General features: G+C 69.1%; 14 protein-coding genes. 10 read left to right on the top strand and 4 right to left on the bottom strand.

Going from position 1 to position 14,880, the window contains the following annotated elements; translation table 11 throughout:
- The first annotated feature begins 32 nt into the window (after nucleotides 1-32).
- Both ACIBVQ_RS22670 and ACIBVQ_RS22665 read left to right on the top strand, forming a co-directional pair.
- Entirely contained in the window at nucleotides 33-572 is a 540-nt protein-coding gene (locus ACIBVQ_RS22670; RefSeq protein ID WP_399179714.1) for a MauE/DoxX family redox-associated membrane protein, read from the top strand.
- A 14-nt stretch (nucleotides 573-586) separates the two neighbouring features.
- Complete coding sequence (locus ACIBVQ_RS22665; protein ID WP_399179712.1) at nucleotides 587-1,168, top strand: TlpA family protein disulfide reductase; 582 nt, start codon at nucleotides 587-589, stop codon at nucleotides 1,166-1,168.
- 139 nt (nucleotides 1,169-1,307) lie between these two features.
- Here the strand turns inward: ACIBVQ_RS22665 and serC are convergent, their stop codons facing one another.
- Complete coding sequence (serC, locus tag ACIBVQ_RS22660) at nucleotides 1,308-2,417, bottom strand: phosphoserine transaminase (protein WP_362915210.1); 1,110 nt, start codon at nucleotides 2,415-2,417, stop codon at nucleotides 1,308-1,310.
- 157 nt (nucleotides 2,418-2,574) lie between these two features.
- Nucleotides 2,575-3,681, bottom strand: coding sequence for a citrate synthase 2 (locus ACIBVQ_RS22655; protein ID WP_352014709.1), 1,107 nt, complete (start codon nucleotides 3,679-3,681; stop codon nucleotides 2,575-2,577).
- A 168-nt stretch (nucleotides 3,682-3,849) separates the two neighbouring features.
- Between ACIBVQ_RS22655 and pdxH the strand changes: the two genes are divergently transcribed.
- The 5 genes from pdxH to ACIBVQ_RS22630 all read left to right on the top strand — a co-directional run bounded on the left by pdxH (nucleotide 3,850) and on the right by ACIBVQ_RS22630 (nucleotide 9,953).
- Nucleotides 3,850-4,503 carry a pyridoxamine 5'-phosphate oxidase gene (pdxH, locus tag ACIBVQ_RS22650; protein WP_352014710.1) on the top strand — a complete coding sequence of 218 codons (654 nt, stop codon included), beginning with the start codon at nucleotides 3,850-3,852 and terminating at the stop codon, nucleotides 4,501-4,503.
- Nucleotides 4,504-4,594: 91 nt separating this feature from the next.
- Nucleotides 4,595-5,812 (top strand): MFS transporter, encoded by a 1,218-nt coding sequence (locus ACIBVQ_RS22645; protein WP_352014711.1) that lies wholly within the window; start codon nucleotides 4,595-4,597, stop codon nucleotides 5,810-5,812.
- Between the two features lie 172 nt (nucleotides 5,813-5,984).
- On the top strand, nucleotides 5,985-6,689 hold the full coding sequence (locus tag ACIBVQ_RS22640; protein WP_352014712.1) for a metal-dependent transcriptional regulator: 705 nt from the start codon (nucleotides 5,985-5,987) through the stop codon (nucleotides 6,687-6,689).
- Nucleotides 6,690-6,809: 120 nt separating this feature from the next.
- Nucleotides 6,810-9,038, top strand: coding sequence for a SpoIIE family protein phosphatase (locus ACIBVQ_RS22635; protein WP_352014713.1), 2,229 nt, complete (start codon nucleotides 6,810-6,812; stop codon nucleotides 9,036-9,038).
- Nucleotides 9,039-9,176: 138 nt separating this feature from the next.
- Nucleotides 9,177-9,953 (top strand): alpha/beta hydrolase, encoded by a 777-nt coding sequence (locus tag ACIBVQ_RS22630; RefSeq protein WP_352014714.1) that lies wholly within the window; start codon nucleotides 9,177-9,179, stop codon nucleotides 9,951-9,953.
- A gap of 69 nt (nucleotides 9,954-10,022) precedes the next feature.
- Here the strand turns inward: ACIBVQ_RS22630 and ACIBVQ_RS22625 are convergent, their stop codons facing one another.
- Nucleotides 10,023-10,184 (bottom strand): hypothetical protein, encoded by a 162-nt coding sequence (locus tag ACIBVQ_RS22625; protein ID WP_352014715.1) that lies wholly within the window; start codon nucleotides 10,182-10,184, stop codon nucleotides 10,023-10,025.
- A gap of 120 nt (nucleotides 10,185-10,304) precedes the next feature.
- Here ACIBVQ_RS22625 and ACIBVQ_RS22620 point away from each other — a divergent pair, with 120 nt between their 5' ends.
- Nucleotides 10,305-10,832 (top strand): hypothetical protein, encoded by a 528-nt coding sequence (locus ACIBVQ_RS22620; RefSeq protein ID WP_399179707.1) that lies wholly within the window; start codon nucleotides 10,305-10,307, stop codon nucleotides 10,830-10,832.
- Nucleotides 10,833-10,918: 86 nt separating this feature from the next.
- Here ACIBVQ_RS22620 and ACIBVQ_RS22615 read toward each other — a convergent pair whose 3' ends face one another.
- On the bottom strand, nucleotides 10,919-12,064 hold the full coding sequence (locus ACIBVQ_RS22615; RefSeq protein ID WP_362781263.1) for an acyl-CoA dehydrogenase family protein: 1,146 nt from the start codon (nucleotides 12,062-12,064) through the stop codon (nucleotides 10,919-10,921).
- 272 nt (nucleotides 12,065-12,336) lie between these two features.
- On the opposite strand from ACIBVQ_RS22615, the gene ACIBVQ_RS22610 reads away from it, so the two are divergent.
- On the top strand, nucleotides 12,337-13,728 hold the full coding sequence (locus tag ACIBVQ_RS22610; RefSeq protein WP_399179705.1) for a hypothetical protein: 1,392 nt from the start codon (nucleotides 12,337-12,339) through the stop codon (nucleotides 13,726-13,728).
- Nucleotides 13,729-13,789: 61 nt separating this feature from the next.
- A complete protein-coding gene (locus ACIBVQ_RS22605; protein WP_399179703.1) occupies nucleotides 13,790-14,668 on the top strand; it encodes a class F sortase in 879 nt (292 codons plus the stop codon).
- The last annotated feature ends 212 nt before the right edge of the window (nucleotides 14,669-14,880 follow it).

Below are 14,880 nucleotides of genomic sequence, written 5' to 3'. Positions count from 1 at the left end.
CGCCGGGGACAACCGAGCCGAAAGGGCGTGTCATGTCGGGTTACCTCGACGTCGGGGGCAGGTGCCTGCTCGCCGTCGTCTTCCTGATGTCGACGGTGGGCAAGGCGCGTTCCCCGGCCCTGTTCCGCGCGTTCGCGAAGTCGCTGCGGGACCTGCGGGTGCTGCCCGCGGGCGGGGAGACGGCGGCGGCCGCCCTGATCGTGGCCGCCGAGGCGACAGGCGGTGTCCTGCTGGTCTTCGACGCCACCGCGACCGGGGGAGCGCTTCTGTCCGCGGCCCTGCTGACGGTCTTCGCCGTGGTCATCGCCTGGTCGACGTCCCGGGGCGGCTCGGCCGGCTGCCGGTGCTTCGGCGCCTCGACGCGACCGCTGGGCCGTGCGCACGTCGTCCGCAACGTGCTCCTCGCGCTGGTGGCCGTCTTCGTCGCGGTGGCCAGCCACGACCAGCGGCTGCTCGCACCGGGCACGGCGGTCGCGCTCATAACCGGGGGAGCGGTGGCGCTGGTCGTCGCCCGGCTCGACGACATCGTCGATCTGTTCGGCGCGTCCCCCGATCCCCGCACGCCTCACTGAGAAGGTAGGCAGCCATGTCCGCACAGCTCGTCTTCGTGATTCCGCTGGGACTGCTCGGCATCCTGAATCTGGCGCTCGTGCTGGGCGTGATCAGACGCCTGCGTGAGCACTCCAGACTGCTCGCGGCCAGGCCCGAGGAACCGGGTAAGGGGGAGACGGGCGTCGGAGCCCTTCTGCCCGCGGTGGGGAGAAGGCCCGCCGACTTCACGACCGTCACCATGGACGGGGAGCGGATCTCGCGGGACCGGCTCCCCGGCGACACGCTGGTGGGGTTCTTCTCGGTCGGCTGTGCGCCCTGCGCCGAACTGGAGCCCGAGTTCGTACGGCGGGCCGGCGGGATGCCCGGGGGACGCGAGCAGGCGCTGGCCGTCGTCGTGGGGGAGGAGACGGGGGACACGCTCGCCTACGTGGCGAGGTTGTCCGCGGTCGCCCGGGTGGTGGTCGAGCCCGCGGGCGGCCCGGTCTCCGCCGCGTTCAACGTGACGTTCCTGCCGGTGGTCTGCGTGCTGGACGCCGCCGGAACCGTCGCGGCCTCCGGCTTCACCTTCCACAAGATCCCCGAGCCGCTGGAGCACGAGGGCTCGGGACGGAGCTGAGAGGGCGCTGGGAGCCAGTTTCCCGGCGCGCCCCGAAAAGGGCCCGGCCTCCGGGCCCCACGGGTGTCCGCGTGGTCACCAGGGCCTCCGGTGGGGGAAGGACGTCGCCCTTCCCCCACCGGCCAGGCTCAGGGAAGGGCTAGAGCCGCTCGACCACGTGGTCGATGCACTTGGTCAGCGCCTCGACGTCGTCGGGGTCGATGGCCGGGAACATCGCGATGCGCAGCTGGTTGCGGCCGAGCTTGCGGTAGGGCTCGGTGTCCACGATGCCGTTGGCGCGCAGGACCTTGGCGACCTCGGCGGCGTCGACCTCGGCGGAGAAGTCGATGGTGCCCACCACGTTCGAGCGGAACTCGGGAGCGGCGAACGGCGAGGTGTAGGAGGTCTTCTCCGCCCACGTGTAGAGCCGCTGGGCCGAGTCGGCGGTGCGGGCGGTGGTCCAGGCCAGGCCGCCGTTGCCGTTCATCCACTCAAGCTGGTCGGCCAGCAGGAACAGCGTGGCCACCGCCGGGGTGTTGTAGGTCTGGTCCTTGACGGAGTTGTCGATCGCCGTCGGCAGGCTGAAGAACTCGGGGACGTACCGGCCGCTGCCGGAGATCTCCTCGACCCTGGCCAGCGCGGCCGGGGACATCAGGGCGAGCCACAGACCGCCGTCGGAGGCGAAGCTCTTCTGCGGGGCGAAGTAGTAGACGTCGAACTCGCTCGCCTCGACGGGCAGGCCGCCCGCGCCGGAGGTGGCGTCGACCAGGACCAGCGAGCCCTCCTCGCCGACCCGCTTGATCGGCATCGCGACGCCGGTCGAGGTCTCGTTGTGGGTGAGCGCGTAGACGTCCACGCCCTCTTCGAGACGGGCCTCGGGGTGGCTGCCCACCTCGGACTTGATCACGGTCGGGTCGCCCAGCCACGGGGCCTTCGCCACGACGGAGGCGAACTTGGAGGAGAACTCGCCGAAGTGCAGGTGCTGCGACCTCTCACGGACGAGTCCGAAGGCGGCGATGTCCCAGAACGCGGTGGTGCCGCCGTTGCCGAGGACGACCTCGTACCCCTCGGGGAGGGAGAACAGCTCCCGCAGGCCCGCACGCACGCGCCCGACGAGCGACTTGACGGGCTTCTGCCGGTGGGAGGTGCCCATCAGGGTGGAACCGGAGGCGGCCAGAGCCGCCAGCTGCTCAGGTCGTACCTTCGAGGGCCCGCAGCCGAAACGGCCGTCGGCGGGCTTGATGTCAGAGGGAATCACGATGTCAGCCACCTGAACAGCGTACTGAGCCCGCCGCGCGATCCCGCTCGGGGTCCGTATTTCGAGACGTGCGTGGTGTCCGGAATGAGACTGAAATCACCCGATAAACACGAGACGGCTGCCGCGCGAGAGTGCGTCGCGCGACAGCCGTACGAGACTGATCGGGGGGTCAGAAGGAGGCGAGGACCTCGGCGGCGCCGGGGACGTCGTTGATCGAACGCTGCGGTGGGCCCACGTACTTGGCGCTGGGGCGGACCAGCCTGCCCGTGCGCTTCTGCTCCAGGATGTGAGCCGCCCAGCCCGCGGTGCGTGCGCAGGTGAACATGGAGGTGAACATGTTGGCGGGGACCTCGGCGAAGTCCAGGATGACCGCGGCCCAGTACTCGACGTTGGTGGCGAGCACCCGGTCGGGCTTACGGGCGTGCAGTTCTTCGAGGGCGGCCTGCTCAAGCGCCGCGGCGACCTCGTAGCGGGGCGCGTTGAGCTCCTTGGCCGTACGGCGCAGCACGCGGGCCCTGGGGTCCTCGGCCCGGTAGACCCGGTGGCCGAAGCCCATGAGCCGCTGGCCGTTGTCCAGCTCCTGCTGGACCCACTTCTTGGCGTCGCCCAGCTTCTCGACGCCCTCGATCATGTGCAGCACGCGGGCGGGGGCGCCCCCGTGCAGCGGGCCGGACATGGCGCCGACCGCTCCGCTCAGCGCCGCCGCGACGTCGGCACCGGTCGAGGCGATCACCCGGGCGGTGAAGGTGGAGGCGTTCATGCCGTGCTCGGCGGCGGACGTCCAGTAGGCGTCGATCGCCTTGACGTGCTTGGGGTCGGCCTCGCCCCGCCAGCGGATCATGAACCGCTCGACGATGCTCTCGGCCTTGTCGACCTCGCTCTGCGGGACCATCGGCAGGCCGAGGCCGCGCGCCGACTGGGCGACGAAGCTGAGGGCGGTCACACTGGCGCGCGCCAGGTCGGCGCGTACCTGCTCGGCGTCGATGTCGAGCACCTGGTTGAAGCCGTACGCGGGGGCCAGCATGGCCAGCGCGCTCTGTACGTCGACGCGGATGTCACCGGAGTGGACAGGGATGGGGTACGGCTCGGCCGGGGCGAGGCCCGGCTGGAACGTGTTGTCGACGAGCAGGCCCCACACGTGTCCAAAGGAAACGCGACCGACAAGCTCCTCGATGTCGACGCCCCGGTAACGAAGGGCGCCCCCTTCTTTGTCCGGTTCCGCGATCTCCGTCTCGAAGGCCACCACGCCTTCGAGCCCGGGTTTGAAGTCGGACATTCTCGGCCGCCTCCCTTTCTTGAAGTCAAAGCCTTGATGTCGAGATACCGGCGGGTCATATTCAACCCCCTAGGGCGCGGTGGTGTGCCGCCGGACCCGCCGGAACGCGATCGTCCCAGGTGGGGGCGGTGCGCATGCTCTCCGTCAAGCACGGGAGAATACCGTCCCGTGGATGCCACCTCGCGCCCGCCTTCGCTTGCCGGGCTTCGCCGCACCTACGAAGGTCTCCCTCTGCTTGAGGAAGATCTCGCCCCCGACCCCGTCAGCCAGTTCGCCCGATGGTTCGACGACGCCGTGGCGGCCGAGCTTCCCGAGCCGAACGCGATGGTCGTCGCGACCAGTTCGGCCGGCGGCAGGCCGACGGCAAGGACCGTCCTGCTGAAGGGCTACGACGAGGACGGATTCGTCTTCTACACCAACTACGAGTCACGCAAGGGCCGCGACCTCACCGAGAACCCCAGGGCCAGCCTGCTGTTCCCCTGGCACTCCATCCGCCGCCAGGTGAGGATCGAGGGCCACGTGGTACGGCTGCCGCGGGAGGAGTCGGCCGCCTACTTCAGGTCCCGTCCCTACGGCTCGCGCATCGGGGCGTGGGCCTCGCGGCAGTCGGCCGTCGTGCAGTCCAGGCGGGAGCTCGACGAGCGCTACGCGGAGCTGGCCGAGCGCTGGCCGGAGGACCCGCCGGTGCCCGACTTCTGGGGCGGTTTCCGGGTCGTGCCGTCGGAGGTGGAGTTCTGGCAGGGTCAGCTCGACCGCATGCACGACCGTCTCCGTTACCGCCGTACGGGCGCCTCGTGGACCGTCGAACGCCTGGCCCCGTGACTTGTTACCTGGCCATTACTGATATATCCCCATATGTCCTAAGGGCTGAGGGGGATACGTGGCGGTCAGGAATCTCGTCAGGAGACTCGCGGTGGACACCCGTCCACTGCGAGTCCCGGCCTACCGGCGGCTCTGGATGGGTCAGGGCGTCTCGTTCATCGGCTTCCAGCTCACCTCGGTAGCGGTCAGCGCCCAGATCTACGGCATGACCGGCTCCTCCTTCTGGGTCGGCATGCTCGGCCCGACCAACCTGATCCCCCTGGTCGCCTTCGGCCTGTGGGGCGGGGCCGTCGCCGACGCCGTCGACCGGCGCAAACTGCTGCTGGTCGGTTCCCTGATCGCCTGGAGCGCGACGCTGGCCCTGCTCGCCCAGGCGCTCCTGCAGGTGTCGAGCATCGGCCTGCTGCTGGCCACCGTCGCCGTCCACGCCACCGGGTTCGCCATCACCGGCCCGACCCGGGGGGCGATCATCCCCAGGCTCGTCTCCACCGAGCTCGTCCCCGCCGCCAACACCCTCAACTTCCTGGTCGGCAACCTCGGGACCGTGATCGGCCCGCTGATCGCGGGCTTCGTGCTCGCCCAGAGCGGCGTCGCCGTCGCCTACCTGATCGACGCCCTGCTGTTCGGCGCCGGCTTCTACGCCGCCGTACGGCTGCCGCGCCTCGAACCGGTCGGCGCGGTGACCAGCCCCGGCCTGCGCTCCGTCGTGGACGGCCTGCGCTACATCTCCGGCCACCCCGTGGTGATGATGTCGTTCGTCGTGGACATCATCGCCATGGCGTTCGCGCTGCCCAGGGCGCTGTTCCCCGAGATCGTCGCCGAACGCTTCGGCGGTGACCCGCTCGCGTTCGGCTGGCTCTCGGCGAGCATCTCGATCGGCGCGGTCCTCGGTGGCCTGCTGTCCGGCTGGGTCGGCCGGATCAGCCGCCAGGGGCTCGCCCTGACGTTCGTGATCGCCGCCTGGGGCGTCAGCGTCGCCCTGGCGGGACTGGTCGGCCAGCTGTGGCTGATGATCGCCCTGCTGGCCCTGGGCGGCGCCGCCGACCTGGTCTCGGCCGTCTGGCGGCAGACGATCCTGCAGACCCACGCGCCCGACGACATGCGCGGGCGCATGCAGGGCGTGTTCACGGTCGTGGTCGCCGGAGGCCCCAGGCTCGGCGACCTCAGGGCGGGCGCGACGGCCGTGTGGTTCGGCGCCACGGCCTCCTGGGTCGGCGGGGGGATCGCGTGCGCCGTGGTGGTGCTCGCGGTCGGGCTGGCCGTACCGGCGTTCAGGCGTTACCGTTCCGCCGCCGCGGGGTCCAAGTGATCAGAGTGTTTGGGCAGGTTGGGAAGGATTTACCTGCCCCCGATGTTGCCATCGTTGGCCGCTGTGGGCGGATCTCGCAATAGGGTCAGAGTCCGAGGACTTCAGGTCTGTCGCTGTCCCCAGGGGAGGACGCCGCGACCGGCCTTGGAACGAGATAAGGACGGGAGGAGCCTTGACCGCACACGGCCTGATCGACACCACGGAGATGTACCTCCGCACGATCTTCGAGTTGGAGGAGGAGGGAATCACCCCTCTCCGTGCGCGCATCGCCGAGCGGCTTCAGCAGAGCGGTCCCACCGTCAGCCAGACGGTGGCCCGGATGGAGCGCGATGGCCTGGTCAGGGTTGAGGGAGACCGGCACCTGACGATGACCGACCTGGGACGCACGCTCGCCACGCGCGTCATGCGCAAGCACCGCCTCGCCGAGTGCCTGCTCACCCAGGTGATCGGCCTGCCATGGGAGGAGGTGCACGTCGAGGCCTGCCGCTGGGAGCACGTCATGTCCGAGTCCGTCGAGGCCAGGCTGGTCACGCTGCTGAACCACCCGAAGGAGGACCCGCACGGCAACCCCATCCCGGGCCTTGAGGAGTTGGGCGTCGCGGCCCAGGACGGCGCGGCCTGGCAGTCACTGCCGTCGATGGCGGCGCTGGCCGGACCCAGGGATATACCCGTTGTCGTCCGCCGAATTAGCGAACAAGTGCAAAGTGATCCGGCTGTGATGCTTAAACTCAAGCAAGTTGGGATACAACCCGGACGCGAGGTAACGCTCGCGGCAAGCGACGACGGTGTGCGGGTGACAGGTGACGACAAGGCGGAGAATACTCTGGCGGACCTCCCGCGAGACATCGCCGCGCATGTCTTCGTCTCCACCCGATGACCAAGATCCATCTGCTTGGTTGAAATCCCCCCGGGAGACCCTCCACTCCCCTGCCGAGACCGCAGCAGGAGCAACCGTGGTTCGCTTTGCGCAAAGCCGTCCCCAAGGGGTGGTCGCTGGATGAAACGGTGGGGGGATCTCTCACAGGACACCGCCGACCACCTTTCGGCGCATTCGGTCCTCGACCATGCCGAGATGGCGGTGGTCGTCACCGACCGCTTCAGCAACGTCGTCTACTGGAACCCCTTCGCGGAACGGCTGTTCGGCAGGCCGGGCCCGGCGGCCCGCGACCAGTCACGTTCCCTGGGCATCATGGAGAAGGACCACCCCCTCGCCGTCGAGCTCGCCAAGCACGTGCTCAAGGGCGGGGTGTGGGAGGGCACCTTCGACGTCAAGCGCGGCGACGGCACGATCATCTACGTCCGGGCCCAGGCCGTGCCGCTGCGGCACCAGTCGGGCTCGGTCACCGGCATCGTCATCACCGCCAGGGAGGCGATGCGCAGCAACGAACGCGAGAAGGACCGCTACGGCCTGCTCGAACGGATCGGCGAGCGCCTCGCGGGCTCGCTGTACGTCGAGGAGACGCTCAACCGCGTCGCCGAGATGCTCGTCCCGCAGTTCGCCGACCACTGCTTCATCGAACTCATGGACAACGGCAGGCTGACCAGGAAGGTCTCCAGCCACGTCCCGGGCTGGAGCCCGCCGCCCAACACCTGGGCCCCCATCGGCGCCGACATCAACTACCCGACCGGGCACTACGCCGAGATCGCGCTGCGGCGCCAGGAGACGATCCTCGTCGAGGACTTCTCCCAGACCAACTACCCCAGCCCCGGAGAGGCCAGCACCCGCCTCGCCGCCGAGATCGGGATGACCTCGGCCATCGTGGCGCCGCTGTGCGTGCGCGGTGAGGTCCTCGGGCTGATGTACCTCGGCCTGTCCAACCTGACCGACCGGCGCAGCCCGCACTACGACGCCTTCGACCGTGACTTCGTCGGAGCCGTCGCGACCCGGGTCGCGCTCGCCGTGGACAACGCGCTGCTGTTCGAGGAGGAGCGGCACACCGCCGAGTCCTTCCAGAAGAACCTGCTGCCCCCCGCGCCGCTGCCCGAGCTCGACGGCCTGGAGATCGCGGTCCGTTACTGCCCCGCGGCGCCGCTCGCCTCGCACGGCCAGGGCATCCAGACCCAGGTCGGCGGCGACTGGTACGACGTCATCCCGCTGTCGGCGGGCCGGGTCGGCATCGTCATCGGCGACGTCGAGGGCAGGGGAGCCAAGGCCGCCGCCGTCATGGGCCAGCTCAGGGCCGCGCTGCGGGCCTTCGCCCAGGACGACAAGCCACCTGCGGAGATCCTCGCCAGGCTCGACGACTGGACCCACAGCATCGCCACCCCCGAGTGGGACGACAGCGGTGCCGACATCAGCGTCCCGCCCATCGTCACCTGCCAGTACCTCGTCTACGACGCCTGGTCGCGCCAGCTGTCCTTCGCCAACGCCGGGCACGCCCCGCCGCTGCTCCTGGTCGACGGCACCTGCAGCGAGCTGGAGATCGAGGAGGTCGGCAAGCCCCTGGGCGTCCGCGCCCGTGGCATCAACGCCGACCTGGTCTACAAGGAGGAGACCCGCACGCTGCCCGCGGGGGCCGCGCTGCTGCTCTACACCGACGGCCTGGTCGACCGCCGCCCCCTGCGCGACGCCGACGGCAGGCCGCCGAGCGACGAGGAGACCCTCGCCGCGCTCTTCGGCAAACTCATCGAGGTCTCCGACGACACGGTCGAGAACATCGCCCAGGCCGCGACGGACGCCGTCCCCGGCGAGATCGACGACGACATGGCCATCCTGGTCGTCAGGTCCGCCCGCGACGAGCTCGACGTCGAGGAACGCACCTTCCCCGCCCAGCCCATCATGGTCGGCGAGGCCCGCAGGATGGCGGCGGAGGCCTTCAGCGGCTGGAACGTCCCCGAGGAGCGCGCCGAGCTCGCCTGCCTGCTGGTCTCCGAGGTGGTCACCAACGTCGTGCTGCACGCGGCGAACGCCAGCGTCCCCCGTCGTGACCTGGTGATCGACACCACCACCCCCTTCTCCTTCGACGAGTCGTGGGACATCCCGGGCTTCGAGGACGAGGTCGTCAACGAGAAGGAGTTCACCCTGAGGCTCCGCAGGGGAGGCGAATCCGTCTGGGTCGAGGTGTTCGACCAGGACCTGCGCCTTCCCCGCATCCGCAGCGCGGGGGAGAACGACGAGGGTGGCCGGGGTCTCTACCTCGTCGACCAGCTCGCCAAGCGCTGGGGCTCCCGCCCGACCAGAGAGGGTAAGGCCGTCTGGTTCGAGATCCCCACCAAGTCACGCTGACCAGAATCAAGATCACTGCCAGGTTTCGTGAGCTTGTCCGGAAATTTCCCGCAGGTTACGCGTCCTGAGCCGGTGAGGCGGTCAGGGCATGGCGCCCCCGTCATAGAAGCCGGGGACGATCGGTGCTTCACTCGGGGGATGGATCTGGCCTTCGAACGTCGCGGGACAGGGGAGCCCCTGGTCCTGCTGCACGGAATCGGTCACCACTGGCAGGCGTGGCTGCCGGTGCTCGACCTGCTCGCGGCCGAGCGGGACGTGATCGCCGTCGACCTTCCCGGCTTCGGTGCCTCCCCGCCGCTGCCGCCGGGCTCGCCGTACACGGTGGAGAGCCTCGCCGACGCGGTCGAGACGTTCTGCGCGAGGCTCGGCTTCGGCGAACCCCACGTCGCGGGCACCTCCCTCGGCGGATACGTGGCCCTGGAGCTGGCCTCACGGGGGACGGTCCGTACGGCCACGGCGCTGTCGCCCGTCGGATTCTGGAACCGGAGCGAGCTGGTGTACTCGCGGGCGGTGCTCAGGACGTTCCGGGCACTGGCCTTCGCGCTGGACTCGGAGCGGGGCGAGGCCCTCGCGGCGAACCCGCTGGGTCACACGCTGGCCGCCGGGCTGCTCGTCGGCCACCCGTCCAGGCTCTCCGCACAGGACCTCTCCTCGGCCAGGCGGGCGCTGCGGGAGGCGCCGGGGTTCGACGACACCCTCGACTCGTTCGTCTGGCTGATGCCTCCGGCGCCGCCGAAGACGCCGGTGACCATCGCCTGGGGCGACCGCGACCGGCTGTTCCCCCGTCGGCAGGCCGTACGGGCCGCCAGGTGGTCGGGGCAGCGGGTGCGGCTGCTGCGGGGTTGCGGGCACCTGGCGATGAACGACGATCCGGCCCTGGTCGCGCGGGTGGTGCTTGAGGGGTCACGGAGCTGACGACGGGACCGTCGGCCCCGTTCCGTACGGCGTGCGGGGCCGGCCTCGTCGGGTCGACGGCTCGGTGGGCTAGCGGAAGGTCTGGCCCCAGAGGGCGAGCATCACCAGGATGAAGACGATCATGATGCCGGCGTAGGCGACCGTGCCGAGCCGCATCGCGCGCCGTACCCGGTTGAGCCCCCAGGCGAACAGGAACGCCAGGAAGACCAGCAGGATCAGTCCGCTGTCCATCAACACCGCCTCAGGGGGAGCCTACGGTGACCAGTATGCGTCGACCGTGAGGATCTTGTGGCGATTAACCACGACACCGTTTCTCGTGGAATGGTGCTGTCCGTGAGTAGATGGGTGAAAGTGACACGCGTTCCTTCGGCCGTCCGGGGCTCCGTGCTCGCCGTCGCGCTCGCCGCCTGCCTGGCGGCCTGCTCCTCGGGAGGCTCGGGGACCTCGGGAGCCTCGGGGGAGAGCCCCTCGGCCGCCGCGTCGCCCACTGCGTCCGTCACCGCCGACACGTCGCAGGTGCCGTCCGAGACACCCAGTGAGAGCGTGCCGGACGTTCCGGTGGAGCCGAGCGTCACCCCCACGGCGACGCCGACACGCAGCGGGAGCGTTTCGCGGGTCGACGACGTGACGGGGCGGCTCAGCCCGCTGGGGAAGGAGTCGGTCGTGGTCGACGCTTCCGACGGGCCGCACGAGGTGCACCTCACCGGTGACACGGTCGTGCTCGACACGCAGGGGAGCGTCTGCCAGAAGGGGGCGGTTCCGCACCGCTGCACGTCGGCGGAGCTGTTCAAGGCGCTCAAGGCGGGGGTCACGTTCGAGGCGAGGGTACTGATCTCGGAGGGCGACGCGATCAAGGTCGAGGAGATCGTCAAGGAGTGAGGGACCGGGCCGCCCTTCCGTGGTGGGAGGGCGGTGTCCCGGCGTTCCCGGGGCGTTGCGGCGTCTCCGAGGGGTCATTCGAGGGGTCAGAAGCCGAACGAGCGGCCGATGATCTCCTTCATGATCTCGGTCGTGCCGCCGTAGATCGTCTGCACCCGGCTGTCGATCCAGGCCTTGGCCACGGGGTAGTCCATCATGTAGCCGTAGCCGCCGTGCAACTGCAGGCAGCGGTCGATGACCTTGTTCTGCAGCTCCGTGGTCCACCACTTGGCCTTGGCCGCGTCCACCGCGCTCAGCTCCCCGGCGTTGAGGGCGAGGACGCACCTGTCCACGTAGTGACGGGCGATCTCCAGCTCGGTGTCCAGTTCGGCCAGGACGAACCGGGTGTTCTGGAAGCTGCCGATGCTGCGGCCGAATGCCGTACGGGACCTGCAGTACTCGATGGTCTGCGCCAGGACGGCCTCCGCCGAGGCCACCGCCATGACCGCGATCGACAGGCGCTCCTGCGGCAGGTTGGCCATGAGCTGGTAGAAGCCCCGGCCCTCCTGTCCGCCGAGCAGGTTGGCCGCGGGAACCCGTACGTCGTCGAAGAACAGCTCCGCCGTGTCCTGGGCGTGCATGCCGATCTTCTCCAGGTTGCGGCCCCGGCCGAAGCCCTCCATGCCCCGTTCGACGACCAGCAGCGAGACGCCCTTGGCGCCCGCCTCCGGGTCGGTCTTGGCGACCACGACGACGAGGTCGGAGTTGATGCCGTTGGTGATGAAGGTCTTCTGGCCGTTGACGACGTAGTGGTCGCCCTCGCGCCTGGCGGTGGTCCTGATGCCCTGCAGGTCGCTGCCCGCGCCGGGCTCGGTCATCGCCACGGCCGTGATCAGCTCTCCCGAGGCGAACCCGGGCAGCCAGCGGGCCTTCTGGTCGTCGTCGGTGAGGTCGACGAAGTACGGCGCCATCACGTCGTTGTGCAGGGAGAAGCCGAGACCGGTGGCGCCGATCCGCATGACCTCCTCGACGATCACGGTGTTGTAGCGGAAGTCCTTGATCCCGGCGCCGCCGTACTCCTCGGGCACTCCGAAGCCGAACATGCCGATCTCCCCGGCCTTCTTCCACACCTCGCGGGGAACGATGCCGTCCTTCTCCCACCGGTCGTGGTGGGGAACCACCTCGCGGGCCATGAACTCGCGCACGGTCTCCTGGAAGAGCAGGTGCTCCTCCTGGAAGAGGTCTCGTCGCATGGGCTTGCCTCCTTGGGATACGAGGACAGAATACGATTCTGTTACCCATAGGTACACCCAGGTGACGGGCGTTGTACGGCCTCCGCCGGAGATTCGGGCGGATCACAAGTCCGCCACAGTCTGCTGGGGGTCTTGTCATCTTCCTGCGTCATGCTGGGGCTGGGCAGTACGATCCGGAGCGAGTTGTGACTTTATGACCGGTTTTATGGCTTGGTACCGAGGATCGGAGTGTTGCGGTGTTTCGCTGGGGAGCAAAGCTCAGGGGGACGATCGTGGCCTCGGCCCTTGGGGTGACAGCCGTCGGCATGATGACCATAGGCACCGCGCCGGTTACCGCGGATGTCATGGAAGTCGAATACGTCTACGACTACACCTGTGAGGGGAAGCTTGCTCCGGGAACTGCCGGAGTTGATCCCACCATCGAGGTCCAGCTCACCATTCCGAAGACCGTTTATCACGGTCGGTCGATTCAGTTCGGCTGGAATCTGGTTGACTCGCCTACGAAACCCAGCTTTCTGAACCCGGGTGACTTCCCTGCCGGAGGCAGGGTTTCCGCCGTTGGGACGGTTTCCGTCTCCGGTGCGCTCAACGGAACCATCCAGTCTCTTGGCGCCAAGGACCTCGGGGCCATTGTGGCGGGAAAGCAGTTCCTGCTTCCGGAGAAACTCATCGGTGGGTCCGGCATTGTCGAGGGTAGCGAGATCAAGGTCACGCCGGGTCCGCTGAAAATCGACTTCACTCCGGCCCAGACGGCGCCGGAGATCAATGACGCCTCCAACCACCTGGCCAACGCCACGGCTGAGCCCGAGCACACGCAGGGGCCGGTCAAATACAGCGCCGGCTGGACCTACTCACGTGACCTGACCACGACGCCGCCGGCAGAGGAATGGGAGACGGGAAGCCTTCGGGATCGGAACGCCGACGTTCACTGGGCATCCGGTTCTGGTGTGTGGGCTGAGATGGAGTTCTTCGGAACCGGGGTGGAGTTCGTCGCCGAGCGCTACAAGCAGCATGGGGACATGAAGGTGGAGCTTCATGCGGAGGGAAAGCCAATGGTGTCTGCCACCGCTTATCCCTCGAAACTCCCTGAGGCTGAAGGAGGCGCAGTCGCTGAGAAGCGGCGCGGACAGCAGGTTCTGTGGAAGTCCGGGGATCTTCCTTATGGAAAGCACAAAATCAAGGTGACGAGCCAAGTCGGAACTGGTCAGTACGCGGTGATCGACGGTTTTAACGTGATCTCCGGAGACTCCTCGAAGTCGACCCCGTACTTCGAGACGATCTGTAAACCGCCGACCAACGCGAAGGTCGCGACGGTGAAGGTCGAGAAGGCGCCTACCCCCACGCCTACGGCGACCACCCCGACCCCCACCCCCACCAGGACTCCGACCGTGGTGCCCAGCACCTACTACACGACCGTGCCGCCCCACACCGCCACTCCCAAGCCCACCCTCACCGTCACCGCGACCGTGACCCCCACCCGGCCGACGCCGACCGCTCCTCAGGTGATCGTGACGCCCAGCGGTGGTGCGCAGACGGGTGAGGCTCCCGACGAGAATCGTTCGGGCGCGGGGTTGATCGGCGGCGGGACGGCGATGGTGCTCGCGAGCGTGGTCGGCGGAGTGGCGTTGAGGCGGCGGCGTGCGGCGCACAGCCAGGGCCGCTGACACGAAGCGGGTCGGTAGGGGACAGTAGGCGCATGCGCGGGGACAGGTAAGGAGGCGCCGGATGTATCCAGGGCCTTCACAGGGTCAGGGCCCCTACTACGGCGGCGGCCGTCCGCCCAGGAAGGGCGGCGGCCTCCTGCTGCCCACCCTGCTGGTGGTCGGCTCGCTCGGCGGGGTCGCCGCGATCATGGCCGGGCTGCTGACCTACCTGACACCGGTCGCCGACGACGAGCCGTACGGCCCACCCGTGCCGCGGGCGGCCGACAGCATGATCGTGCAGGACGTTCCCACCCAGGGTGGCCAGGAGACGCAGGCCGTACAGCCGGGGCAGTCGCAGGATCCGCAGCCGCAGGAGCCGGTCGCGGCGGCCCCCGCCGAAGTGGGGCACGGCGGGCTCGACGCGCCGTTGACGGCCGCCGCTCCTACGGCGGCGCCGCCGCTGCCCGTGGTCAAGCCCCCCGCGCCGCTCAAGAGCGCGGGGGTACGGCCGAACAAGCTGGCCATTCCCAAGATCGGGCTGCTGGCTCCGCTGATGACACTGGGTGTCGACGCCAAGAAGGAGATCCAGACCCCGCCGTTGAGCAAGCCGAACCTGGCAGGTTGGTACAAGAACGGCCCGGTCCCCGGGCAGCAGGGCCCCTCGGTGGTGCTCGGGCACGTGAACACCCGCAGTGGGGCGGCCGTCTTCAGCCGCCTGAAGGAGATCAAACGCGGGGACAAGATCAAGGTCTCCAGGTCGGACAGGACCATCGTGGAGTTCACCGTGGACGGGGTCGAGCAGGTCAGCAAGACGTCGTTCCCGTCGAAGCGGGTCTACGGCAACACCGGAGAGGCGACTCTGCGCCTGATCACCTGTGGCGGCGTCTACAACAGCCGGACCCACCACTACACCGACAACATCATCGTCTACGCGACCCTGTCGGCCACCCGCAAAGCCTGACCCGCGAAGCCTGACCCGAGGCCTGGCCTGCGAAGTCTGAGCCGCTCAGTCTGGTCCGTGCAGCCCGCTCCGCGGTGCCTGACCCGCGAGGCCTGGTCCGGGAAGTCCGGCTCGCAGGGTCTGGTCCGTGAGGCCTGACCCGCGGAACCCGCCCTACGGGGTCTGGTTCGCGGTGCCGGGCCCACAAGCCCTGACCTGCGAGGACCGTCCCG

The organism is Streptosporangium sp. NPDC049376 (assembly GCF_044466505.1).
GTDB lineage: Bacteria > Actinomycetota > Actinomycetes > Streptosporangiales > Streptosporangiaceae > Streptosporangium.
This window is presented reverse-complemented; position numbering and strand designations above follow the sequence as displayed.